The 24,758-nt window shown below is 41.8% G+C and carries 17 protein-coding genes and 1 tRNA gene; 4 read left to right on the top strand and 14 right to left on the bottom strand.

The window, feature by feature from the left end; all coding sequences use genetic code 11:
* Positions 1-65: 65 nt before the first annotated feature.
* The 7 genes from ACHMWN_RS08510 to ACHMWN_RS08480 all read right to left on the bottom strand — a co-directional run bounded on the left by ACHMWN_RS08510 (position 66) and on the right by ACHMWN_RS08480 (position 11,637).
* Positions 66-1,568, bottom strand: a complete 1,503-nt coding sequence (locus ACHMWN_RS08510) for a S8 family serine peptidase (RefSeq protein ID WP_397299674.1) — start codon at positions 1,566-1,568, stop codon at positions 66-68.
* A gap of 1 nt (position 1,569) precedes the next feature.
* Positions 1,570-3,417 carry an FKBP-type peptidyl-prolyl cis-trans isomerase gene (locus ACHMWN_RS08505; protein WP_397299672.1) on the bottom strand — a complete coding sequence of 616 codons (1,848 nt, stop codon included), beginning with the start codon at positions 3,415-3,417 and terminating at the stop codon, positions 1,570-1,572.
* Between the two features lie 8 nt (positions 3,418-3,425).
* On the bottom strand, positions 3,426-4,271 hold the full coding sequence (locus ACHMWN_RS08500) for a hypothetical protein (RefSeq protein WP_397299669.1): 846 nt from the start codon (positions 4,269-4,271) through the stop codon (positions 3,426-3,428).
* A gap of 80 nt (positions 4,272-4,351) precedes the next feature.
* Positions 4,352-5,917, bottom strand: coding sequence for a RagB/SusD family nutrient uptake outer membrane protein (locus tag ACHMWN_RS08495; RefSeq protein ID WP_397299666.1), 1,566 nt, complete (start codon positions 5,915-5,917; stop codon positions 4,352-4,354).
* Positions 5,918-6,475: 558 nt separating this feature from the next.
* Complete coding sequence (locus ACHMWN_RS08490; protein WP_397299664.1) at positions 6,476-9,586, bottom strand: SusC/RagA family TonB-linked outer membrane protein; 3,111 nt, start codon at positions 9,584-9,586, stop codon at positions 6,476-6,478.
* 239 nt (positions 9,587-9,825) lie between these two features.
* Positions 9,826-10,959 (bottom strand): FecR family protein, encoded by a 1,134-nt coding sequence (locus ACHMWN_RS08485; protein ID WP_397299661.1) that lies wholly within the window; start codon positions 10,957-10,959, stop codon positions 9,826-9,828.
* Between the two features lie 105 nt (positions 10,960-11,064).
* Positions 11,065-11,637 (bottom strand): RNA polymerase sigma factor, encoded by a 573-nt coding sequence (locus ACHMWN_RS08480; protein WP_397299658.1) that lies wholly within the window; start codon positions 11,635-11,637, stop codon positions 11,065-11,067.
* Between the two features lie 658 nt (positions 11,638-12,295).
* Between ACHMWN_RS08480 and ACHMWN_RS08475 the strand changes: the two genes are divergently transcribed.
* Positions 12,296-12,613: a hypothetical protein gene (locus ACHMWN_RS08475; RefSeq protein ID WP_397299655.1), complete on the top strand. Its 318-nt coding sequence runs from the start codon at positions 12,296-12,298 to the stop codon at positions 12,611-12,613.
* A gap of 4 nt (positions 12,614-12,617) precedes the next feature.
* Here the strand turns inward: ACHMWN_RS08475 and mobC are convergent, their stop codons facing one another.
* From mobC to ACHMWN_RS08460, 3 genes are read right to left on the bottom strand one after another with little or no spacing between them, the layout of a single operon-like run.
* Positions 12,618-14,639 carry a conjugal transfer protein MobC gene (mobC, locus tag ACHMWN_RS08470; protein WP_397299653.1) on the bottom strand — a complete coding sequence of 674 codons (2,022 nt, stop codon included), beginning with the start codon at positions 14,637-14,639 and terminating at the stop codon, positions 12,618-12,620.
* The gene (locus tag ACHMWN_RS08465; protein WP_397299650.1) at positions 14,636-15,772 is read right to left on the bottom strand and encodes a relaxase/mobilization nuclease domain-containing protein; all 1,137 of its coding nucleotides are present in this window, start codon (positions 15,770-15,772) and stop codon (positions 14,636-14,638) included. The genes mobC and ACHMWN_RS08465 overlap by 4 nt, the downstream gene beginning before the upstream one ends.
* Complete coding sequence (locus ACHMWN_RS08460) at positions 15,757-16,161, bottom strand: mobilization protein (protein WP_397299647.1); 405 nt, start codon at positions 16,159-16,161, stop codon at positions 15,757-15,759. Before ACHMWN_RS08460 ends, ACHMWN_RS08465 begins: the two co-directional genes overlap by 16 nt.
* 603 nt (positions 16,162-16,764) lie before the next feature.
* Between ACHMWN_RS08460 and ACHMWN_RS08455 the strand changes: the two genes are divergently transcribed.
* On the top strand, positions 16,765-17,079 hold the full coding sequence (locus tag ACHMWN_RS08455) for a hypothetical protein (protein ID WP_397299644.1): 315 nt from the start codon (positions 16,765-16,767) through the stop codon (positions 17,077-17,079).
* A gap of 7 nt (positions 17,080-17,086) precedes the next feature.
* Here the strand turns inward: ACHMWN_RS08455 and ACHMWN_RS08450 are convergent, their stop codons facing one another.
* Both ACHMWN_RS08450 and ACHMWN_RS08445 read right to left on the bottom strand, forming a co-directional pair.
* Entirely contained in the window at positions 17,087-18,283 is a 1,197-nt protein-coding gene (locus tag ACHMWN_RS08450; RefSeq protein ID WP_397299641.1) for a tyrosine-type recombinase/integrase, read from the bottom strand.
* A 92-nt stretch (positions 18,284-18,375) separates the two neighbouring features.
* Positions 18,376-18,452: transfer RNA gene (locus ACHMWN_RS08445), tRNA-Ala, on the bottom strand.
* A gap of 252 nt (positions 18,453-18,704) precedes the next feature.
* Between ACHMWN_RS08445 and ACHMWN_RS08440 the strand changes: the two genes are divergently transcribed.
* Together ACHMWN_RS08440 and ACHMWN_RS08435 are read left to right on the top strand one after the other, a co-directional pair.
* Positions 18,705-20,903: a sensor histidine kinase gene (locus ACHMWN_RS08440; protein WP_397299638.1), complete on the top strand. Its 2,199-nt coding sequence runs from the start codon at positions 18,705-18,707 to the stop codon at positions 20,901-20,903.
* Complete coding sequence (locus ACHMWN_RS08435; RefSeq protein WP_397299635.1) at positions 20,900-21,544, top strand: response regulator; 645 nt, start codon at positions 20,900-20,902, stop codon at positions 21,542-21,544. The genes ACHMWN_RS08440 and ACHMWN_RS08435 overlap by 4 nt, the downstream gene beginning before the upstream one ends.
* A 174-nt stretch (positions 21,545-21,718) precedes the next feature.
* Here ACHMWN_RS08435 and ACHMWN_RS08430 read toward each other — a convergent pair whose 3' ends face one another.
* Complete coding sequence (locus ACHMWN_RS08430; RefSeq protein WP_397299633.1) at positions 21,719-24,010, bottom strand: GH92 family glycosyl hydrolase; 2,292 nt, start codon at positions 24,008-24,010, stop codon at positions 21,719-21,721.
* A gap of 70 nt (positions 24,011-24,080) precedes the next feature.
* Complete coding sequence (locus ACHMWN_RS08425) at positions 24,081-24,746, bottom strand: basic secretory protein-like protein (RefSeq protein ID WP_397299630.1); 666 nt, start codon at positions 24,744-24,746, stop codon at positions 24,081-24,083.
* Positions 24,747-24,758: the final 12 nt, after the last annotated feature.

The raw sequence follows: 24,758 nt of genomic DNA, 5'->3' as shown, positions 1-24,758 counted from the left end.
CTTCGGCTGCCCAACTGTCCTATACCTTCCCATACTGTCTATCACAAATAGGCTCAACAGCACACTTAATAGCTGGCCGCCAGCTGCAATGCAGCATAGGCATTGACCACCCCGCCCGAAATACATTTGTCTTTCAGGACATCCCGCTTCACCACTGATTTCATGATAATTTCTTTTACCTGCAAAGCGGAAAGCTTCGGATAGTACGACCAGATCAGCGCTGCAAGGCCCGAGACCACCGGAGCCGCCATGCTCGTCCCGCTCTCATAGCGGTAGGCATTGCCCGGCCAGGTAGACCAGATGTCCACCCCAGGGGCGAAAACATCAACCGCCTTTGCCCCATAGTTGGAAAACCACGGCAGAAGCGTCCCATCGTCCCTTGGCCCCGATGCCCCAACATTGATCCAGCTGGCCGCTTTGCCACCATCCAGGTAGTTACGGCTTGGATACCCCGATTCGACTTTCAAGTCCTCCCCCCTATTGCCCGCAGCGGTCACGATCAGCACATCCTTTTCCATTGCATATTTCACAGCATCGTCCACCAATTGTTTCTGCGGGGATTCCCCTTCCTTTCCCGAACTGATGTTAATCACCCTGGCACCATTATCCACCGCATAGCGGATGGCAGCAGCCATATCCCTGTCCAGCGCATCGCCGTCCGGAACGGCGGTAATGGACATGATCCTTGCCTTGTCGGCAATTCCGTTCATCCCTGTCCCATTGTTCCTGTCCGCAGCGATGATACCTGCGATATGGGTACCATGGCTGGGCTCCAGCCCCTTCACATCCCCGTTACCATAAAACGGGTGCTGAAATTCTTTGTTCCCAGCCCTGGGATCGTAATCCATATTGTACATGAAATCCCTCTGGACCCGGTACCGCTGGTACCTGTCCTCGAACTCCTGCATAAAGCTGGGATTATCTTTTAATCCCCTGACCATCATGACCAGTACCTGGGCCTCGGCGGCAGTTCTGTACCTGTAGTTTCGAAAATCTTCAGCCCTTGGATATTGCTTGCCAATTGTAAGGGTAATGTCCTTTAATGCATTCCGCTGGATCTCCATCTCCCCTAGCGCCCTGTCCAATGGTTTTAGCCTTGCCTCGATCTGGCCCTTCCACTTCTTTGTTTCGGCAGAGTTTGGGTCTTTGACAATCGCAGCACGCAGCAGGCGAACCATCTCCAGGTTGTCATGTATGAAACTGCCCCTGGAAGATCCCAAAAAGTTCCAGCCATTCACGTCATCCACATATCCATTTTTGTCGTCATCCTTTTTGTTACCCGGCTTTTCGCCAATATTTACCCAGAGCACCGATTTCAGGTCCTCATGACCGGTATCCACTCCTCCATCGATCACCGCAACCGTAACCGGAACTGGTATTTTGCCTTTCAGCAGCTCCGCATTGGCCTTCTCCATACCTATCCCAAAGACACTGTCCTTCCTTAGGTCCAGATTTTGCCAGTTGGCCGGCGCCTTGGGCGACTGTGCCGCAACCGGTAAACTAAGCAATACAAATGCGACGGCCAGCCCGATCTTATCAAGCCACCTTTCTATCTTATTTTTTGTCATCCTATTTTACGATTTGAAGCAGTTCGATCTCAAAAATTAATACACTGTTCGGCGGGATCGTGCCCTGATTGGTATGGCTTCCGTATGCCAGTTCGGAAGGAACGTACAAAATCCATTTGGAGCCAACGGGCATCAATGGCAGTGCCTCCTGCCAGCCTCTGATCACCGCACCGATCGCAGTGGTCAGGGGCCTGCCGATTTCCAGCGAACTCTCAAAGATCTTTCCATTGACCAATGTTCCGGTGAAATGCACCCTAACCCGGTCATCAATTCCGGGCTTTGCGCCTGTACCCTTTTTTAGTATCTTATACTGCAACCCGGAAGGCAGTGAGACCACTCCTGGCTTTTTCTTATTGGCTTTCAGAAAGGCAGCATTCTCTTCCGGCGATGGATTTTTCATACCTATTTGGACAGTTCTCTTGGCCCTGGCAGCTGCCTGACCTTCCCCATCGACCAATAATCCTCCGTCTACCTCGGTGAACACAAACTTGTCCACTTCCCGCTCTTCCTCTCTCAGTTCTAGCCCATAAGGGGCAATTGCCTTTCGGACGGCTGCAATATCTGTCCAGGATGGGATGTTAAGGTCCATGTCCACCATGCCTTTATATCCAGTTTCGTCAAAGACATATGGATTGATTTCTTCCTTGTTCATTGCCTCCGCTATAGGAATCCGAAAATCCCGAAACTGGTGCAAATGGCCTTTCTGTATATACTTTTTTTCCATCCATTCCCTTGTTTTATCATTGAAACCTATGGCCTTCCGGCTCCTCAATCTATCCATGCCACCAGTAAGCACCAGGATTAAAACCTTCTCTTTACGTTTTTCCCAGCGTACCTTCAGACCTAATAGGGCATCCAGATCGGAAATGATGCTCTTTGCAACCCCTATGTCATTCTGTCCGGTATCCGTATTCACCGATTCAAAACAGATCCCGTTCTTCCTCAGCCAGTCTTCGCGGTAGCCCAAACCTGAGCTGAATTCATATCTGGACCTTTCGGTCACTTCCCAAATAACCTGGTTGGGGCCGATAGCAATGTCTGGTTTTACCAATGAACCAAGATTGGCCACCTTGTTCCAGTTCAGCAGATAGGTATTGTAAATAGAATTATTCAGGCCATAAGCCCTGATGGTCTTTTTCAGAGGATCGCGCACAATCCCATTTAGTTCATTATTCACCCCTTCCTTGTAACCACTGATCGCTGCATATTTTAAAAACGTGGTACTTGTATCTATCTGGTCTGCATCGGGATGGAACAATCGTTCCCTGGTCGGATCAAAGACGTAGAAATCATCCTTTACTGGCCAATTGATCGGTTCACCGTTTAATACTTTCTCAATGTTATTGGCATCTACATATTCAGGCTGGGTAATGGCAATTACCTTTCCCTTATAGATCCATACCTCATGAGGGATGGATCTATGTGTAAAGTATTGTGAAAACAACTTGTCATCCACTACCGAAGAAAGTGATAGCGATTTTGTATAATGGTTGCTCCTCCAGAATTTGGTTACGATATCCTCTGATTGATAGGTAACAGGTAGCACCTTAATCCTGTTCCCAAATTTTTTCTGCAATGCATCCATTTCGGGAAGTGCCTCCACACAGCCCTTGCACCAAGTGGACCAGAAATCCACGATCAGCAACTGTTTCTTAAAATCAGCAATCCTTGCCGTCTTTGCTGGGCTATTGAAGATTCTACCAACCTGAAAATCGGGAACTTGGTCGCCTACATTTAAATTCTTGACGTTAGGTACTCCATTTCCCAAAATAACCCTATTTGTCTGTGCATGTAAGCTTACAGCCGTTATGCAAATAGCCGCTGTTAGCACAAGTATTAATCTGTTCATTTTCTTTTTTATTTATAATCAAGTTCGCGGATCACGAACATTTCAAACATGCGTTTTTCTTCCCTCAAATCCAGGTCATACCTTTGCAGAGCCTTCCTTACCGATTCAAGGTCTTTCCAATCTGAGATGTTAAGTTCTATGTCTACTTCCCCTTTGTAGCTCGTTTCATCGACCATCGGTGGAAGTCCGGCCCTGTACAACAGTGAACTTATTCCGTTAATGGGATTGATGTTGGTGAAGTTTCCCTCTTCGGTATAACTTCTTTCACCTTTGCCCGTACTTTTGATCTTATCCTTATCTGAGGTCCTGACCAGGACCAACGTATTCACCAATATTCTTTTCCTTCCAAATTCAACATTAAAAATGCGGGCAAGCTCTTTGTCTAAAAGGCTTGCATCATTGATAGTTCCAATCGGTAATAACAGCTCGAAACAATAGGCATTTTTACGCATCCATTCCTCTTTTGGTCCGTATTTTGGCAGATAGCCATACCTCGAAGGGTCCTTTACTTCCAACACCACCCTATTTGATTGGTATTGGCCATGTGTAAGCATGTCCTGGATGGATAGGTTGTGCATATATATCCGGCTCGTACCGGATTTCTTATCCTGGACGTTGCTAAAATTGGCGAAACCTTGCACAGGCTGCACACCTTGACGATATCCAGATAATGCTGAAAACCTGAGAAAACGGCTTTTATTTAAGGCCTGCTCGTCTGAAAGCTTAAAGACAGGCTTGATATAATCAAAATCAAAAAGAGGCTTTTGGTAGGCAATCGAACCGGTGTCGGTTTGGGCATAGGAGCTGAACGCACACAACATGAAAATGCCGATGATATAATATTTTATATTCATTAATGAAAAAATTTAAGAATTGCAGAAAGCGGCTGGCCAATGCCAACCGCTTGTTTAACACATGTGTAACAGATGACCTATTAACGAGGGTTCTGCGGAACAGAACTATTGTTGATCACCTGCTGAGGTATCAATAACGTATACCTTAGGTCATTTGGAGGCAATGTATAACTTGCTTTAACCGTATATCCATTAGTAACGGTATAAGTTGATGGATTACCGGAATAGTAGCCAGTGATCACCGGTGCATATTCCTTTATCTGCCTAGTCAAGGTCACCTGGAATTTCGGGTCCTTGTTCAATCTCCTCAGGTCACTCCACCTCAAGTTGCGCATCAGCAATTCCTTTCTACGTTCTGTAAGAACCTTAACCAGAGCGTCATCCGCACTTGAAGCGATCATATCCACGTAGGTACCCGTCATCCACCTTGTTCTGAGCAGGGTATTCAGGTCGGTTATTGCACCAGCAATGTTATTAACCCTTGCATAACATTCTGCACGGATCAGATACAGCTCATCGACCGCCAGTCCGACGAAAAGCAACGCGCTCGCCGCTGGTTCATAATTACCAGTAAATCGGTAGGTGCCGTCAGGTACGTTTACATTCGTCGTTCCCGTAGCTGGAGCCTGGTTTGGAATCTGTACGTCGGTCGTATTGGGTTTTAGGAAGATTTTTTTTCTTAGGTCATTGGCAGTATAAGAATCCACAAGTGCCTGATTGATCTTCGCACCGGTAAAATCATTGGCTGGGTTTAAAATATTCGTTGATGGCGTAGTCGAAGCAGCCATCACTGCCTGAAAAATCACCTCCTTATTATAGCGTGGACTGAATGGGGTTTCGGCGTTCTTATCCAGTGTATTAAAATCGATCAGCTGATTGTTAATCTGTAAAGCTGCATTAGCATTGATCAAGGCATTCGGATAATCTTCCATCGATAGATAGGTCCGGGCAAGCATGGCGTATGCTGCCACCTTATTAGGGCGCGACGCCACAGAGGAAGTATTTGGCAACAATGTAATTGCCTCCTGTAGATCCTGGGTAATGCGTGCATAGGTCTGGGCCACTGTTCCGCGCTCCGATTCGTCGTTGATATCAGAACTAAGGCGAATGGGGATACCAAGATCCTGGCTTGCCGTAGATGCTATGTATGGCTTTGCATACAATTGTGCAATTTGCCAGAACGCAAATGCGCGGTAGAACAACGCCGATCCCCGTAAGGTATTCAACGTCACCTGATCTGTAGTTCCCAGTTTGATCTTTGCCAAGGTTTCCAGAACCAAATTTGCGGAAAACACTGTCTTATATGATGGCTGCCATTGAGCAGCGCCGGGGCGGATGGCCGAAGAAGCCCAGATATGAAAGTCCTTTTCGGCCTGTGTCAATGAGCCAGAAACATATCCTGCATTGTACAGAAAATAGTCATCGGCAGACGTTTCCCCGTCGCTCGGGTAGTTCATATTCATGTAGGAATAATTATCGAGCAACAACTGGCAGTCTGCTGCCGTTTCAATAATAGCCTGTCGACTGTTCTTTTTGATGTCAACGAACTTCTCGCAGGAAGAGGTGGCCAGCACAAGTAGCAGGATGAGTCCCCAGTAAGTTGATTTGGGTGTCCTGCAATTGAAAATATTATCTTTAAGTTTCATGATTTTTGTTTAAAAGTTAGCACTTAGTCCAAACGAATAGGTCCTTGGGTTCGGATAATCGTTGATATCCGGATCAAGACCCAGCTTGTTTGCACGCCAGATGACGCCCAAGTTGGACACATTCGCATAGATCCTAGGATTTTTAATAAACCACTTCTTCGTATTAAACCCATAAGACACATTCACCTCCTGCAAACGGATATGATCAGCCTTCAAAACGTTGATTTCAGAATTGGCATAGAATTGGTCACGGTCTGAATTACTTGTGGTATAAAATACTGAGGGAACATTTGTGCGCACTTCATCACCACTTTTTTGCCAGCGCAGGTTATACTCACTACCTTGTAAGGTGTTGTTGAACAGATCAAAATAACTTACAACGTCAGAAAATGGTCGTCTAAAGTAATAACCCAGTTTGTAAAGTAGATTTGCTGTAACCGAAAGCCTGCCAATGCTAAATGTATTCCTGAAAGAGCCAAAATAAACCGGGACAGATGATCCAAAATACCGAGCATTAGATCCTAGAGAAGAGTTAATTGCTATAAGATTTGCGCTTCCCTAAGTCGTACCTGAGATCGCAACTGGATTTCCATCAAGGAAACCTCTTGGATCGCCAGTTGCGGGATCAAGGCCTGCCCACCTATAAGCAAAGAGCCTTGACAAATCCTGTCCTTCGGCAAAACTGTTCAGACTAACAAGAGATCCCACCGTATTTGAACTCCCCGTATAAAGTTTAGTGATCCGGACCCTATTGTAAGCCAGCAAAAAATTACTGGTCCAGCTAAATGATCCCAGTTGTAGGTTTTTAGAATTCAATGCCAGCTCAGTACCCCAGCGGCGAATGTTGGCTGTGTTGTATACTGGAGCATCGAATCCTGTTGTCGGATCTACGGGCGCATTTGTCAACATATCTGTCGTCTTCGAATCATAAAATTCGATACTTCCAGATAACCTATTATTTCTGAGCCCGAAATCCAAGCCGAAATTCCAAGTCCTCGATTTCTCTGGTCGGAGTTTGGCATTGGTAAGCCCCAAAGCTTCGTTGATGTCAGCATAGAAAAGACCGTTATTTGAGTTTGTACTCGTAGAAGCGTTTATGGTGGGTAATGCGCTCACTCTTGCATTCACGTTCCCATTATAACCGAATGTGGCGCGCAGTTGCAACCTCGGCAACCATGAAAATTTGTAGAATGTTTCGTTTGCAATATTCCAGGCCGAACCAATGTGGTAATAGGGCGTTCCCCCTTTATTTGTTCCTGAACCAAATTCACTGGAAACATCCTTACGTATACTTCCAGAAAGTGTATATCGTTTATCGTAGGTATAAGCGGCGTTAGAAAGCAAACTATAAGTCCTTACACGGAAATCCGATATTCCACCAGCAAGATAAACGGGTATTCGATCACTTGTAAAAAAGAAAGGAGCTGCTCCCCATAGCTTAGGTATATTTGTTGCGACCAGATTCACTTTGTTATTGGTCATCAGCGTTCTTTCATCATATCCAAAATATTGATCGCTTCTACTGATGTAATAGTTTTGTGAAACATCCATTCCCGCAACTGCATTCAACTCGTGTTTTTCATCCCAGGTCTTATTGACCGTTAACAGTCCGCGCAATGTTTGGTTTTCGGATTTTTTCACTATTGGCAGGTAAATTCCACCTAAGGGAATGTTCCTTACAAAGCTCCCAGGAGTTGTAAACTGGTTTATCAAATCCCGCATATAGAAGGAGTTCTGACCATATAAATTGTTCACTTCATCATTACCATTGGTATAATTATATTGAACCTTGGCAGCAAACACGTTGTTAATTTTATAGTTTAGCATCAGATCCAAATTCACAGCCTGAGATCTAGTCTTGCTATATCCTTCATTCATGTCCTCGAGAGGCTTATACCGCATATTTAAGATCTTATCCCCGTAGGTCGAGGAGATCAGGTTGATAAATCCTGGACGGTAACCAAAGGGAATCACCAATGGATTTCCATCATCATCGGCCAATCTGGTATACGGATAAATACCAGATCCTGGACCGCCAGAAATCCTGTTTTTTTGAGATTGATCGTTCGTCCGTTGCAAATAATAACTCAGGCCAGCACTGGCTTCCAGATTTTTCAGTATCCTTATGGAAGTATTATAATTCAAAGCAATACGGTCGGAACCAGAATTGACCGTATTGTTCTGTGATGTATTATAGGCGCCGGATAAACGATAGTTCACTATTTGAGACCCTCCTGTTAAGCCCAATGAATAGCTTTGGGTAACAGCGGGGCGCAGCAAGTAATCTTCGTAATCGTACCTAACATCATTATTGCGCAACGCATCCAGTTGAGATTTAGCCTGGTCCGCGGTTATTTGTCCTTTTTTCTGTTGATCAAGTATTTCCGCCACAGGAGATACTGCCGCTCTTCCCTGGGTCAAGGCTGGTGCGGGAAGGTTGGTTCCCGCCGTATTGAACTGTAAAATTTGCGCATCAATAAAATCTGAAATGCTCATTTTGTTTTTATAGAACAGATCAAATTTCTCAGTGATGCTTACATTGCTGTTATAGGAAATATTCAGTGGCTTATTGTAAGCCCCTTTCTTTGTCCTTACAACGATAACACCATTAGCGGCCCTGGATCCCCAGATCGATGATGCAGCTGCGTCCTTTAATATGGTAATATCATCTACATCATCCGGATTGATCTTATCAATGCCATATGGGCTGGCAATTCCATCGATCACGACCAATACCTGACCAGTAGCCACGAGGTTATTGTTTGCCGCTTCCAATGTATTTTTTCCTCTGATGGTCAGGCTCTGAAAAGGAGAAGGGCGATCAAGAGCCGCAGAATTTGTAGGCTGGAGTGGATTTCTAAAATCCAAGCTGTTCGTAATCCCCTCCAATCTTTTGATCAGGTCAGGACTTGTGCTGTGTTGCAACATCTCCTTGGTTACCACCTCAAAAGAGCCCGTTGAACGTTCCTTTGGTATAGTCTGGTAACCGGTGCTTACAATGTTCACTTCGCCCAGCTGTTCCAGTCCGGGAGTCATCTTAATAATCAAAAGCTCCTTAGGGTCAACTCCCCCTAGACTGATCTCTTTATTAAGGTAGCCGATATACCTTATCACAAGGGTGCCTTTCGCAGTCCCATATCGTTCAAAATACCCATCTTCCCTCGAGATCGATCCTTTTGTCCCACCCTTAAGGAATATTGTCGCTCCAGGCAAGGGCAATCCTTTTTCGTTCAGGACCTTTCCAATGAACAACAATGAATCCCTTTTATTGAAGCCAGTCAAACCGGTTGCTATCAAGTTTGGTATTGGCTTCTCTTTTTCTTTAAGAATTACTGTTTTGCTATCAAGAGAGTAAGTCAGTTCCTGCTTCGCAAAAATTTCCTTCAACACCTCCTCAAACTCAACATTCTTCACATTGATTGAAATAGGTTTAGCAGCACTCAGCATTTTATCATTATAGACAAAATCATATCCCGATTGCTCGCTGAGCTCTCTGATGATTGTCCTTAAAGATGCATTAGATTTGGAAAGATTGATCTTCTGCGCAAGGCCAGCAGCGCTGACATGCATAAGGGATGCTATCAATATCACGGTGGTTAGTCGCATAATCAGCAAAATTTTATGGTATAGCCTTTCTGGCATACCCAGTTTCCTAGTATTTTTATACATTTGTTTAGTTTGGTTCTTGCAGCGGCCCTTGCCTTCGAAATCATAGGCAGCTGCGGTTTAACATTGAATAAGTGTACAAACAACCAATCGGGTCCCTCCTCGGGGATCTGGTTGGTTATTTAAAGTCTCCTCGCCACCAGCGAACAAACTTTGAAGCCGAAGCTTTAGGATCGTAAAGATTTTTTCATACAGAGAATTTTAGATGGTTTAACTTTTGTTTGATTTATATTTATTTCTTCTTACTTAGTCACGTAGATAACTTTCTCTACTCCTCTATCAGCAATCCGGAAATGTACCCCTCCCGATTGTTCAAGAAGTCTCAACACTTGAGATACATTGCTGTACCTTGAAACCTTACCGCTAAAACGATCGTCCGGAACAGCTCCCTCATAGACCACCTTCACATCATACCACCGCTCAATCATCCGCATGATGTCCGTGATCTGCTGGCTTTCAAACATAAACTTGTTGTTCTTCCATGCTACTGCCAGTTGTACATCTCCCTCTGCCACCTTAAGCTGACCATCACTTGCCAGCGTTGCCTGCTCTCCTGGTTTAAGCATTCCAACTTGTCCTTTGTCTCCCTTAAGCCTTACGCTACCTTCCAATAAAGTTGTCTTGATTGCACCCTCTTCCGCATAGCTATTGACATTGAAGTGCGTTCCCAAGACCTCTACCGTTTGCCCTTTACTCTCAACGATAAAAGGATGCTGTCTATCTTTTGCCACTTCAAAATAGACCTCGCCGGTCGTAGTCACGTTCCTTGTTTTCAGCGAAGCAAAACTAGCAGGATAGGAAATGGAAGAGGCGGCATTCAACCACGCCGCCGTTCCGTCAGGCAAACGCACTCGATAGGTTTCCCCATTTGCAGTAGATAGCGTATTTATTTTGTTTGTTTGGTTTGAAGAATTCTTGATCTCATAGATCAACTGCCCGTTGGCTGTTTTGATGATCGACACCCCGGCTTCTTTAGCAAGCTCACCGTTGGCCGCATTAGCCAACCTGATCTTACTGCCATTAGCTAGCGTTAGAGTTGCGGTCTGGATGCCTGGAGCAACATCAACTGCAACCACATTGGGATTGGAAACTTCCTTATTGCTTTGCTGATAAAAATAAGCACCAACTACAATCACCGCGATAGATGCCGCAGCTGATATATATGGCCACATTCGCAGGCGCCTAGGCTTGCCGACGGTTATGGGTAAACCCAAACGAACGCGTTCAGAGATCACCTCGACCTCCTTTTCAGTCAGTTTGGGCTTTTCGGTAGCAGATTCCTGGACATACCATGTTTCCAAAAGAGCGACCTGCTCTGGAGTCAACTTGCCCTGTTTATATTTCTCGAGTAACTCGGATAATTGTTCTTGCGTCATATGCAAACCGAAGGTTTTTTATCCCTTCACATAGACAAGACGGCATGACTATCTAAACGTTATAGATTTATTTGAAAAAAAATTAAAATAGTTTTAAAAGGGGGACTAGAGCATCCAAAGCATATGAAGATGTGAATTAATTTTAACTTTTAGGATCTTAATAGCGTTATGAACCTGCAGTTTTGCAGTCTGGTCAGAAATGTTCAGCTTTTCACCGATTTCTTTATAACTGAGTTCCTCTCTTCGGCTCAACAGGAAAACCTCACGCATTTTTTTGGGAAGAGCCGCTATTTCCCTTTCGATAATTTCCGCTAATTCCTTCTCCCTCAGGTTTGCATCAGAGATACTATTGCCCTCTTCCATAAATCTTCCGATCGCCTCGGTATAACGCGAAACCACCTTCTGATGGGAAAGCAGGTCAAAAACCCGATTGCGAACAGCGCGATATAAATACGATGAAATGGAAGAAGTAATAACCAGTTCCCTATGTTTCTGCCAAAGCGCCAAAAACACATCCTGCACCAAGTCTCCAGCTTCCTCGCCCGACTGCAACAAATGGTATGCATGCTTGATGAGCAGTTTGTTATAACGTTCAAAGATTTCGGCATACGCACGCTCATCCCCCTGTAAAAGGAGCGCTGTAAGCTGCGAGTCAGTAAAACTAAAATACCCTGCCATTTTCTCTATTATCTACCTATACGGTGTGAACTAAGCATCGGTTATGCCCTCCGAGCAAGTTCGCCTTCATTTAATTCACCACCTTAAAATTACGCAGAATTTTGACTAAAAGTATAAATATTATACCAAGTGGTGAATTAGCGAAATTTAATTTTTTTATTTCACCAAATGGTGAAAAACGCAGATTACGTTTCCAGCCAAGATTCGCATCCCAAAATAAATGTAAAAATTATGAACATTATTTGGCTAAGAAAACATAATCCCTGTATCAAGTATTAATCTAGCCAGGGAGAGCGCCCATGGTTCCAACGGGAAGGAACTCCACAGCTTCTGCACGAGGTACCGCTAAGAACCTTCAAGCCCAAGGGCTTGACTGACCACAAGAGACTAAAGTGAAGCCCTTCCCATAGGAATTAAGATCCCGAAGATATCAAATTTCTTAGGATAGGGCATTACACTCATCGTCTCGTGGTCAAATTAGCGGTTTTCGTACGAGCGATTCTATTTGCTCCTTATAAAAGGAACTTATTTACATCAGAAGCAAAAATATAAAAAAGAAATTAAAAAACAATACGATTAGTAATTTATCAATTACCTAAGGTTATTTATTAAATATTAACCATATGCATTTAACGACATTTAACCATAAATATATCTTATGGCAACTTGGAAGCATCGTAATGGTGATCCCGATAAAAATCTTTCTTTTATAGGTACACTCTTTGAAACTGGCAAAGTGAAAAGGATGTATGATATCGCAGAGCTTTATCCCACTAAAATCGTGAAATCACTTGGTATCAATGGTGAGAGGTATGCTGTAAAATTGGCAAGCCCCGAAAAGTTTACAGTTGCGGAAATTTTGAAGCTAGCGTATATTTTAAATGTTGAACCGAACTTAATCATCAACGTTATCCAGCAGGAAACAGAAAACAGGATTGTAGCTAAGATCAATGTCCAAAAGGAAAAGTCGAAATAAGTTTCTAAAAAGAAATCGCCATCTGCTCGCCTTTCCCATCATCTTTCTTAGCCTTTGCATTTGAGGCATCCTTGTTTGAATCCAATCCTAATTTAGCGCACTCCGCCTTTAGCAAATCATAAACCTCTTGCTTGATCCGCTTATAATTTTCTTCCACATCCTCCGAACTTACATTTCTGACAATCGGGATATCCCTATAAGCTTTTTCCTCCGTGGCAATTGCCTTGTGGTCATTCTGTATCTCGCATTGGAACATCTTTAACTTAATTTTCTGCTCGGGATTATCGGCAACCACACCAACGAATTCCCCAGAGGAAAGCGTTGCGATCTTACTGGCAGGAATGGCATAATCTAGCTGGGTAGCCTTGGTAATAGAGGTATCCGAGGAATTGATGCTCATAGAATCCTTCTGCTGGGAAATCTTGCCAAAATTCTCCGACAAGGTCTTTGCCGTGGAACCGGTTACCTGTCCAGAAATTACGTTACCCACAATGCCAGTAATCACCTCCGCCTGCTCCGCCCCATAATCCTTTTTCAGCTGGCTGAAATCCTGAACAGCCAAAGCAGTAGACACCTTGTTGCTCCTGGCCGTAGCAATCAAGCTATCCATGTTATTGAAATAGATCGTGGGAAACTCATCAAAGACAAGGCTGCTCTTGAGCTGCCCCTTCCTGTTCACCAGTTTGATCATCGTGGAAATATAAAGCGAAAGCACAGCACCATATACCTGCAGCTTCTGCGGATTGTTCCCAACGCAAATGATCTTGGGCTCGTTGGGATTGTTCACATCCAAGGTAAAATCATTACCGCTCAGCACATAATACAGCTGGGGCGAGGCAAGCCTCGCCAAACCAATCTTCGCCGAGGCGATCTGCCCCTCCAGCTGCGCCATCGCTTCCTGCCTGTAGGCAGAGATAAATGGGTTCATCAAAACCTTGATCTCTTCCTGGGTTTCCAGTACCGCAAACAAAGGCTCATAATCCGATTGCATCAGCTCGATCACGTGGGGAAGCGTGCAGTACCTGCCATTCTCATATCTTCTCAGATACCAGATGCAGGCGGTCAGGAAATTGATCGGGGATTCCACAAAGAAGTCCCCCTGCTTTTTGATCCAGTCACGGTTCAGTCCCATCATGATCGTACGCGAGGCCTCGGTCGCATCAGTGATATCTTCCATCGCCTCCGGGTGCAGGGGATTACAGCGGTGGCTCCGGTCCAGTTCATCAAAATTGATCACATAGAACTTGGGACTAATCGCATAATTCTTTGCATATTTCAACAGTTTGTTATAGGCCAGCCTGCTCAAATCGTCGAACTTAAAATCATACAAAAACATCGAAAAGCCTTTTTTGATGTGCTGGTTGATGATGTGCCGGATCACAAAATAGGACTTCCCAGCGCCCGGGGTCCCCGCGATCAAGAGCCCGCGAAAGGGATTGATGACATTGATGAAACTTTCCCTAACCTGTTTTCGAAGCCTGTACTTCGCTGGCAAGTTAATCGAATATTCATTTTCCAGCAGCCGCTCTTCCTGGGGAAATGTCTCGTTCTCCTCATTGAAGATATCCTTGTTTAGCTTATCCCTGATCAGCCTGCTCAATTGACCTCCCCCCGTCAGAATAAGCAGATAACCGACAGAGGTCAGACCGATATAACAAATGGCAATCAACTGTGAACCGGCATTAAGGTAAAACACCAAAGCGGCTATGAAATAGAGCAGCATTCCCGTGAGCAGGTAGGCTACAATGCTCCTTACCTCGATCTTCTCTTCCTTTTTACCTTTTACCCCGATTAGCGAAACCACAAGCATCAGCAAACTTGCCAGCTTTGCCCGCCATAACCCAGTAAATAGTCCTGTACGGGAAATATTTTCTATGATCCGGTCGGTAATCCCTGCGGTAAAGTTCCAGGCGGCAAAGGCCTGGTAACAGCAAAGGTAAAAATGGATGGAGAGCATAAATAAACTGATCAGCCTGGTAAAATCCATGATTTTACGCAGTCCCTGTATATCTTCACCTGTATTCATAGCTTGGGTCTTTGTTCTTTAGATTTTTTGATTTCCTTTTTCTCTTGCGCAGGCTGATCTTTTGTCCGCTTGATATATGTCTTGATTTCATCCTCGTGGCTGAACCTGGCAGTGATCGCCTTAGCCTTATAATCGTTTCCAAGGTCGCTGCCATTGAATACCGTTTTCTGCTTATGGTCGATATAGGTTACCCCGTAAATGAACCCGGTCTGGTTCTGCCTGAATACCACCGCGACCTGCGCCCTTGCCACTTCCCTTTGGAAAGTTGCCCTTGTAATGGAGTTATATTTGGAAAGCTGCTGGTCGATCCTATCTTTCAGGTTTTCCTTTAAAGGCTTTCTTTCCTCTATTCCCTTTAGAAATTTTTTTTCAAGATTTGCCAGTGTTGGCTGGCTATAAAAACTGCTCGCCTTGATCGGTACACCAATCGGTTCCTTGTTTTCATCAAGTAGACAATATTGTAATCCGTTTTTCTGGAACATCTTGGTATCCTCTCCTCCACGATCCGCTCTGATGTTGAACTGTCCAAGTATCGCATTGAACTCTGCAAGGGAAGTGAAGCTATAGTTATCAACCACTGCTTTTAAAACAGAATTAATCGCCTGCTTGGTCGGTTTGCTTCCATATACCGCTGGAGTTATGCCCCAGCTCTGGTCCTGCTTCCTGCCTTCTGCCTTTACCAGCGCGTACTGCTTTTCAATGTTTTTCCTTGCGGGCTCAGAAACGTCCCTGCCAAAATATTGGGTGTATTTTCTCTTGCTGTCCTTTTTGATGATGGTCGTTGCGATATGGATATGCGGATGCGCTGCATCGGTATGCTGGTAGACGATATAGGGCTGCTCTGAAAAGCCGATCTGCTCCATATAGCTTTGGGCGATCTGCTGTAATCTATGCTGGTCAAGTTTGTCCGATGGATCGAAATTTAGGCTGATGTGCATCGCATTGGTCTTGGCCCTGGTGTTCAGGCTGGTGAGTTTGGTAAACCGGTTGATTTTTTGATAGAGGCTGAGACGGTTGATGTCAGCGGCAAAGCCGCTGGCCAGGATCAGGCTGGCCTGTCCCTGGCTGACCTTGTTTTCATTGTAGGTCAATATCCCCCGGATGCTTTTTCCGAACGCTATTTTTGCAACCATTTTTCTGCAAGCTTTGAGATGAGAGTAAATAGCTTATTAGCCAATGGCTCGAGCTTTTCGAGTTGGTTGATTGTCCGCTCGGCGTGGAAGCGTTTTTCAGAGTCAGTTTTACAGGCGTTGAAGTACCTGGTCTGCTGGTTGATGTTTACCCCCATCGCCTTTAGCTCTTTTCTTATCAAAGCCAGTTGTTCCATAGGTTCATCCATGCTGGCATCCTTGTAGACGCAGTTGATCTTTTGGTTCGCTAGTATTTTTCTTGCCACATCGGCAAGGGTTTGGCACTCGCTTTCGCTGAGCAGTTTGCCCAGTTTCTGGTAGGTACTTTCATTCACCCTGATGATCAGGTTGTGCTTTAAGAGGTATTCCTCATGGAGCCTTTTCTTTGCCATAACTGATACTTTTAGAATTACGAGTTCCGAGTAATTCCCCGGCTGTAAGGACGGCAAGATTTCAAATGCGCATGCATTTGTACATCTTGCTGCAAACGTGCGTTTGCCGGATTACGTCCTTTGTTATTTAATTAATCTTGATGCTGCTTGCTTTTTGTAAATGGTAACTAGGCTGATATTCTATCAGCTTGAATTCTATGGGCTGTTGTAAAATTCTGGTAGCTGTCCTTGACCTTGGTGCCTGAAAGGTTCATTAATTCGCTTCTGGATTTGTCAAGTTTCAATCCCACTTTGATATTGATATCTAATGTTGTCATAACTACAATAATTATGTCAGCAAAATTTGGAAGTAAAAATTACCATTATGGCATATAACCCAAGTTATAACCCCTAAAACTGAGGCAAAGCTTTCTACGCGGTTGTTAACTTCACGCATACCTATAGCTCAAGAAAGTCTGGAATAGCACTCAAAAATTCCTTCTCTATAGGATTTCCTGTTCTAATACAATGCAAAGGGCCTGTGATTTTTATTTAGGGTTATAACCCAGGTCATGTACCTATTCATAAGTCTCCAATTTCAATCTTTGTTAAATACAGGATTATATGAAACCCCAAAGCCATGACCAGTTACCTGATGCTTACCAAGCAGAGCCGTCCGATGGAGCGTACAGGGCTATTCATGGGGAAAAGGAAAGCTTAGAGCAAACTATTGTATGCCTGATAGAAGTTGTCTCGACCCTCTCGCAAAAATTGGATCGCCTGGACGAAGGATTTAACCGAGTGGAATACATCAGCAAAAAAATCAACGAGATCCATTCACTTCACTTTCCAAAAGATGCCCTTGAGAAAGAAAAAAACCTAACTGAAAAATTTCTTGCAGAAATATTGTTAGGCATTCCAAGAAAGCGAAAAAAATAGATTTGGCCTATATCTTCGGGATCGTCTTTTCATTTTTGACAAATTTTAAAAGATCCTTCAAATAGGTTTCCGTTTCTACCAGGCTTCCGTGCCTGTTTGCAGAACAGATTTCTGCTAATGTCCATCCCGCCTTGAATTTTTTCACGTTAGAAAAATGCTTGAAGGAATATAGCGTGTAATTTTTCTTATCCAGCTTTAAAGCTTTCAGGCACTTCTGGAACCTATTGTATGGCGTATTCTCACCAATCCTTTTATCACCTATAATGGTTCGGGTTGATCCCAACAGATAGCTGCTGTCTGGATACAGGGCAAGTTTGAGCTCCTTTAACTCCTTGCGAAGGCTTGCATCAATGCTAATTGGCAAAGACTTTTTGTTTTTTGCAATAGTTGCTGGGACAGTTATGACGCCATGCTCAAGGTTAATATGTTTTAGCTGAAGATAGCGGAGTTCCTTTGGTCTGATACAGGTGTAATAGATCATCTTCACGAAGAATAGACAATATTTATCAGTTTCATTTAGCCACTTCATGATGACCTTGAAGTCTTTGTCGGAAAATATCTGATGGGATTCTGTCGCTATTTTTGTCCTTGTCTCAATATCAGTTACTGGATTTTCAGTGATATATTTATTGACCTTCAGGTATCTGAAATAATTATTGAGAATAATCCTGGAACTGTTATATGTGACACCGGTCCACTGGAATTTCTTTTCCATATAGTTTAGAAACTCCGTAATTTCATAATCGGAGATTTCACTCACTTTCCTATCCTGGCCGTAGTAGACAATGAACTGATTGATTTTGGAAAGGTAGGATTGGCGGGATTTCTTTCTCGTGCCCTTAGCGATGTGGTATTCTTCAAAAAGGCCTTTGGCAGCTTCAAGGGTTAGTGATGATACCTTCCTTTTTAATCTATCGTTCGCTTTTTCATCGATTGGGCTCCATCCGCCTTCCAAGGCAATTTTATAAGCTTCGCATAATCGGGTGAACTGTCTAAGTTTCTCCTTTGGGTCCTTGAGCCTATTTAGATTTTTGGTAGGCCTGAACCTTTCCATTTTATCTGTTTGGGCATTATGGAAAAAGAATTCCACATACCAGTTCTGCTTGGCCTCTTCCTTTGCCCATGTGCTGCCCTTTGGAACGGTTGTGACCCGTTTTCCCTTGACCAGTTTGGGAATGGTATAAGGTATTTCTGGAGTTGCCATGTAATCCAAAGATAAGAATTGTGGCTGACTTTTGGCTGAGTAAGTATCTGATAACTTACTAAAACGTTGATTATCAGATACGTTAGGTGTATTGGTGGAGAATATCGGATTCGAACCGATCACCTCTTCACTGCCAGCGAAGCGCTCTAGCCAAATGAGCTAATCCCCCTTATGTTTACCTAGCCATCCCGATAGGTATCGGGAGAGCTAATCCCACAGTGTGGATGGCAAAAGTAATTAAAAGTTTAGTGCTCGCAAATTTATTTACTGAAATCTCAGGATTTAGAACTATGTACATGAATTATTTTTATTCTTGTTTCAACATGTATCATTTTTGTTATTTATTACTATTTTAGGTGTTAAATTATGCACTCAAAATTCACGACTTCTCAAATTCTCAATTTTGTTGATGTTCATTCTCATGAGCACCATTTTGTCTGCACAAACCCCTGGTAGCCCTCCCCCATTAAAAGATATTTCAGAGATAAAGTTGATGCCAGCATCAATTGACAAAGTAAATCAGTTGGTTCGTTACTGCAGAAATCCCAAAATGATTTACTCTGATGATTTAAAAAATTTACTAGAAGAATCACTACGTTATACACAAGAAGCAAAGCGAGATGAGCTTACCGTTAGTTTACTTTCTGTTACAGCACTTGCAGAGTTAGGTTTAGGCAATCAAGAAAATGCAATAAAGTACATTAAGCAAGCCGAAGCTTTTTTAGGGCAATTACCCGAACGGGCTGTGGTAAATGTATTATCCGATTTAACACGAGTGTATACGCGTATTGGTGATAATGAAAAATCAATTGTATACAATGATAAATTGGAGGCCTTTACAAAAGATAAACCTCAATTTATTATTCCTCGAGTACTCAATTTAAGAAACAGAATTAATTTAGATTTAAAAGCAGGAAATAACGAAAAGGTAAAATCTAATTACGAAATCGTTTTAAAATTGGCGAAAGAAAGCAATAATCCAGCGCTCTTAAAAGACACCCGTTTTTCCTATGCGAATGTGCTTTTAAATATGCACAAAGATGATGAAGCTTTTACTATTCTAAAAGATCTCATTCCAGATTTAGATAACGCAATGACTGACCGTACCGCTTTGTTTTTTGAGATTTTATCAAGAAACTATGAGAAAAATGGCGATTACAAGAATGCATTTATCTATGCGGAAAAAACATTTAATTTACCCAATGCTACTACTCAACAAAAAGGAAATAGCATTAATAAAATGATTAACCTATCGTTCTTATTAAAGAATTACAGCAATTTCGATAGTTATTATGCCGACCATAAAAAGTTTGGTATGGATCAAAATAGTTTACACTCTCGTAAACAATACCAGCTGGCAGAAAGTCGGTATTTTGATGCTAAAGAAAACCACAAATTGGCTAAAGCAAATTACTTCAAAGCTTTTAACCTAAAAATGGATAAACAAGCTAATCCGAATATGGATGTTGAGATTTTGACAGGGCTTGCTAGTTTATATGCTCGAGAAGGGAAAAGCGATTCTGCATCGTTCTACTTTAAAAAAGCAGAGGGGTTGATAAAAAAATATTCCATGCCGCCTGCTACACGGTTTATTTATGCAAATGCTTTTAAAAATTTCGCTCAATATGCTAGCCTTGGTCAAGACACATTGATTAAAAACTTGGAGCAAGAAATGCAGTTGAAAGATACGTTGTATCACATGAGTTTATCTAAAATTACAAATGAACTCGAAACCAAGTACAAAGTAAATGAAAAAGAGAAAGAATTAGAGCTGACTAAAAAACAAAAACAAGTACAAGAACTTGAGCTTAAAGAACAAAAACAGCGGAATTTATTAATTATCATCGGTGCTACCATTGCTGTTTTATTGTTTGGCGGCATTGCTTATATCTTATCTCAGCGTAAAAAGCAAGCTATCCTTTTGCATAATGCAGCAGTAAGCGATTTAAAAAAACAGCATCGAATTGATATCATGAATACGCTTACTGATGCGCAAGAAGAAGAAAAGAAAAGAATTGCAGGTCGATTACATGATGAGGTTGGCGCCATGTTGTCTATTGCAAAACTGAACATTAATACGTTGCAAGATCATGTATTTGTAGCTGGGAGTGAGGCTGAACATAAACTCACAATTACTAAAACCTTGATGGATGATATTTCTGAAACTGTGCGAAATATTAGTCATGCGCTAATGCCAATTGCGCTCGAAAAGTATGGGTTTAAAGCAGCCATTTTAGACCTCCTTGCCAACATTAAAGCAGCTAATAGTTTAAGTGTAGAACATGTGATTGAAGGATTAGACGATACCAAACACTGGCCGCAAAACTTTACACTCAGCGCTTATCGTATTATTCAAGAGATCTTAAACAATGCCATTAAACATGCGCAAGCCACTCATTTATTTGTGCAGCTCATTGAGCTAGACCATGCAATAACGATTTACATTGAAGATAATGGAAAGGGAATTACGACTGAAAATACGGATGCAAATGGTGTTGGAATGAAGTTATTACAAACTAATATTGCTTATTTATCAGGAAAATTAGAAATAAAAGGAGAGCCAAATGCAGGCACCTTTGCGTTAATTGAATTACCTATACCAAAAGCTGTAAACTTATGAGAATCCAATTGATATTAGCAGATGACCACCCTGTAGTTTTACAGGGAATAAAGGCTCATTTGAGCAGCGATGAGCGATTTGAAATTATTGCTATGGTAAATAATGGGGTAGAACTTTTAAATTCTTCTTTGTTAGCCAATGCTGATCTAATTCTGTTAGATTTAAATATGCCTGGCCTTGATGGACTTAAAGCTTTAACTGAATTAAAAGACAAAAAAAATAAAGCTAAAATCATCGTCCTTACCAATTACCACTCATTTGAATTGGTAAAAGATTGCAAACATAGAGGCGCAAGTGCTTATATGGTAAAATCTGATGACCTGCAAAACTTAGCTGATATTATGTTAAAAGTATTGGATGGAAAAGAGGTTTTTCCAAGTTTTGATGAAAAAGAAACTCCAGATACTCAGTTTTCTTATTTTGATGATTTTTTAAAGAAATATAAACTAACCAAAAGAGAAGTAGAAATTATTCGCTTGGTTTGTCAAAATCTTCGCACAAAAGATATTGCAGAGCGATTATACCTTTCAGAATTTACCGTACACACGCATCGAAAAAATATCATGCGCAAATTAGAGTTGTCAGATTCTACTGTGGCTTTGTATGAATTTGCACTAAAAACGAACTTAATTAGTTCATAGATTAGTTATTTAGTCACAGATTAGCAGAAATTCTTTATGCATCAGTTGCAAAGATCCTTCGAAAAGCTCAGGATGATAATACGTTTAAAATCTTAGCCGCAGATTAGCAGATTAACATAAGATAGGATTAAACATCCAAAATCTGCTAATCTGTGGCTAAAAATTCTTTCTATGCTATTTCTTTGCGGTAGAAAACGAGTATGGGAAAGCACTTTCACTCGTTCCTCTTGTTTTATTTGGTGTTGCTGACATACCAAAATCTAATACTGCTCCTTTTTGCAAAGCTGAATGGCTTAACCAATTTTGATTGTAATTAGCGCCATTTACTTTTAATGTTTGGATATATCTATTGCCATCGCTATTTGCTGGGGCATTGATGATTACCTTTTTACCATTTTCTAAGGTTAACGTTACTTTTTTAAACAACGGCGCACCAATAACATATTGATCTACTGCAGGTGTAACAGGGTAAAATCCCATTGCCGAGAACACATACCAAGCAGAAGTTTGCCCGTTATCTTCATCACCACAATACCCATCTGGTGTAGCTTTATATAATCTATTCATGGCTTCACGAACCCAATATTGAGCTTTCCAAGGTGCACCACCATAGTTGTACAAATAAATCATGTGTTGTATCGGTTGGTTCCCATGCGCATATTGACCCATATTCGCAATTTGCATTTCGCGAATTTCATGAATTACACCACCGTAAGCACTTTCGTCAAATACTGGGGGCATAGAGAAAACAGAATCAAGCTTTTCTACAAACTTTGAATTTCCACCCATCAGCTTTGCTAAACCTGCCACATCTTGGAAAACCGACCAGGTATAATGCCAGCTATTTCCTTCGGTAAATGCTCCACCCCATTTAAACGGGCTAAATGGCGATTGGAAGGTTCCATCAGCATTTTTACCACGCATTAAACCAGAAGCTGGATCAAATAAGTTCTTATAATTCATGCTTCGTTTTGCGTAAATGTCTATTTCACTCGCTGGTTTACCCAATGCTTTACCTAATTGATAAATGGCAAAATCATCGTATGCATATTCTAATGTTTTTGCAGCATTTTCATCTACTTTAACATCAAAAGGTACATAACCTAATTCGTTGTAATATTTAACACCCGAACGACCAACTGCTTCCATTGGTCCTTCATTATTAGCGCCATGTTTTAGCGCTTCCCATAAGGTTTGAATATCATAACCACGCATGCCTTTAATGTAGGCATCTGCTACTACAGAAGCAGAGTTATTACCAATCATAATGTTAGCATAACCTGGACTGCTCCATTCTGGCAACCACCCACCCTCTTTGTAATCGTTTATTAATCCTTGCTGCATTTCTTTATTGATAGCAGGATAAACTAAGTTTAAGAATGGATATAATGCCCTAAACGTATCCCAAAATCCTGTTCCAGCAAACATATAACCTGGTAGTGTTTTTCCATTATACGGACTCCAGTGTACAATTTTGTTGTTCGCATCAATTTCATATAATTTATTAGGGAAGAACAGTGTTCTATAAAATGACGAATAAAAAGTACGAGTTTGATCAACCGTTCCACCTTCTACAGAAATTCGGCTTAAGGTTTTATTCCAAATTGCCTTTGCTTTTGCTTTTGTTATATCGAAACTATCGTTAGCCAATTCTCTTTTTAAACTAATTTCTGCTTGTTCAAAACTGATAAAAGATGAAGCAACTCTTGCATTTACCTTTTCGCCTTTGGCCGTTTTAAAACCAATTACTGCACCCGTATGATCGCTTTGTAATTCTAAATCTTCATTATTTAATTTATTACCCGACCACGTTTTGGCAATCGTAAATGCTTTATCAAAATAAATAACGAAGTAATTTTTAAAGTTACTTGGCAATGGACCACGAGCATATTTAGTGGTATAACCAATAATTTTTCGCTCTTGTGGGATGATTTTAATATAAGAACCTTTATTCAACGCATCTACTACAACAAAAGCGCTGTCTGTTTTAGGAAACGTAAAACGGAACTGTGCTGCTCTTTCTGTTGGTGTAATTTCTGTGGTTACATTCGCATCGGCCAAATAAACGCTGTAATAATAAGGCTTTGCAATTTCTGCCTTATGTGTAAACCAACTTGCTCTATCGTCTTCTGTAAATTTTAAATTTCCAGTAACTGGCATTAGTGCAAACTGACCATAATCGTTCATCCAAGGAGATGGTTGATGGGTTTGTTTAAATCCACGAATTTTATCTTGGTCGTATTGATATGCCCAGCCATTGCCCATTTTACCAGTTTGTGGTGTCCAAAAATTCATTCCCCAAGGCACAGCAATAGCAGGATAGGTGTTACCATTTGAAAGATCTGGTTTAGATTGTGTTCCCATTAAAGGGTTTATCCATTCTACAGGATCTGTTATTTTGCTAACGGTTTGTGCAGATAAACCTAAAGCGGTAAAAATTAAGGCAGTAGTTAATAGTTTTTTCATCGTTATCTTCTATCTAAAGATGGAGGGTTCAATTGTATGGTTAATTGTAGTATTGCTAAACGTTAATGAGTTACGCACCTGGATTTGCCGCATAAGCTGCCCAAAGTTCATCTATAGTCTTCCCTGTTAGCTCTTTCCACAGCGTATCTTTATAGGTATTGTTTCGCATTGCGGAATCAAGTTTCAGTACAATTCCTTTATTTCCATTTAGCTCTAACCAATTTAAAAATCTGGCAGTAATTCTATATGCATTTTTATAACTATGTTCTGGCTTAAAAGGTGTTAATGTCCACTTTGCACCTGGATTATCTACACCATATTTAAAACGAACGTAATCTGCAATTCCTTCGGTTAACCAACCCGGACCATCATTATCGCCATAATTTTGCACAATATGCATTACTTCATGCGTAACTACATCAATATCACCTGGATGTTTCACAAACCACTCTGGATTGTATACAATTCTACCTCCGCCAGTTGCGGCAACATCTTTATAAGCAGTATCTATATAAAACACCACTTCTTTATCGGTTTTAGTATTGAAATCTTTAGCGAGTTCTGGATAAACTTCGAAGAAAGTTTCTACCATTCGCTTTTTTAATGCAGGATCAAAATTTGCATAATTGTTTTTAAAGATTAGGGTGTAGCCTTTTTCTTTAAATGTTTCGGTTTGTTGAGCTTTTGCCAAACTAATGGTACAAACAAGTACAATTAGCGAAAAGAATTTGTTCATTATGTATAGGAC

This window comes from Pedobacter sp. UC225_61 (assembly GCF_044452285.1).
GTDB lineage: Bacteria > Bacteroidota > Bacteroidia > Sphingobacteriales > Sphingobacteriaceae > Pedobacter.
This window is presented reverse-complemented; position numbering and strand designations above follow the sequence as displayed.

What these genes read in the sequence shown, in the direction of transcription:
- ACHMWN_RS08460 (WP_397299647.1), bottom strand. Translation starts at nt 16,161, where the DNA reads ATGGCAAAGAAAAGGCTCCATGAGGAATACCTCTTAAAGCACAACCTG.
- ACHMWN_RS08475 (WP_397299655.1), top strand. Translation starts at nt 12,296, where the DNA reads ATGGCAACTTGGAAGCATCGTAATGGTGATCCCGATAAAAATCTTTCT.
- ACHMWN_RS08480 (WP_397299658.1), bottom strand. Translation starts at nt 11,637, where the DNA reads ATGGCAGGGTATTTTAGTTTTACTGACTCGCAGCTTACAGCGCTCCTT.
- ACHMWN_RS08485 (WP_397299661.1), bottom strand. Translation starts at nt 10,959, where the DNA reads ATGACGCAAGAACAATTATCCGAGTTACTCGAGAAATATAAACAGGGC.
- ACHMWN_RS08495 (WP_397299666.1), bottom strand. Translation starts at nt 5,917, where the DNA reads ATGAAACTTAAAGATAATATTTTCAATTGCAGGACACCCAAATCAACT.
- mobC (WP_397299653.1), bottom strand. Translation starts at nt 14,639, where the DNA reads ATGAATACAGGTGAAGATATACAGGGACTGCGTAAAATCATGGATTTT.
- ACHMWN_RS08505 (WP_397299672.1), bottom strand. Translation starts at nt 3,417, where the DNA reads ATGAACAGATTAATACTTGTGCTAACAGCGGCTATTTGCATAACGGCT.
- ACHMWN_RS08450 (WP_397299641.1), bottom strand. Translation starts at nt 18,283, where the DNA reads ATGGCAACTCCAGAAATACCTTATACCATTCCCAAACTGGTCAAGGGA.
- ACHMWN_RS08510 (WP_397299674.1), bottom strand. Translation starts at nt 1,568, where the DNA reads ATGACAAAAAATAAGATAGAAAGGTGGCTTGATAAGATCGGGCTGGCC.
- ACHMWN_RS08440 (WP_397299638.1), top strand. Translation starts at nt 18,705, where the DNA reads ATGAGCACCATTTTGTCTGCACAAACCCCTGGTAGCCCTCCCCCATTA.
- ACHMWN_RS08435 (WP_397299635.1), top strand. Translation starts at nt 20,900, where the DNA reads ATGAGAATCCAATTGATATTAGCAGATGACCACCCTGTAGTTTTACAG.
- ACHMWN_RS08490 (WP_397299664.1), bottom strand. Translation starts at nt 9,586, where the DNA reads ATGTATAAAAATACTAGGAAACTGGGTATGCCAGAAAGGCTATACCAT.
- ACHMWN_RS08465 (WP_397299650.1), bottom strand. Translation starts at nt 15,772, where the DNA reads ATGGTTGCAAAAATAGCGTTCGGAAAAAGCATCCGGGGGATATTGACC.
- ACHMWN_RS08455 (WP_397299644.1), top strand. Translation starts at nt 16,765, where the DNA reads ATGAAACCCCAAAGCCATGACCAGTTACCTGATGCTTACCAAGCAGAG.
- ACHMWN_RS08430 (WP_397299633.1), bottom strand. Translation starts at nt 24,010, where the DNA reads ATGAAAAAACTATTAACTACTGCCTTAATTTTTACCGCTTTAGGTTTA.
- ACHMWN_RS08425 (WP_397299630.1), bottom strand. Translation starts at nt 24,746, where the DNA reads ATGAACAAATTCTTTTCGCTAATTGTACTTGTTTGTACCATTAGTTTG.
- ACHMWN_RS08500 (WP_397299669.1), bottom strand. Translation starts at nt 4,271, where the DNA reads ATGAATATAAAATATTATATCATCGGCATTTTCATGTTGTGTGCGTTC.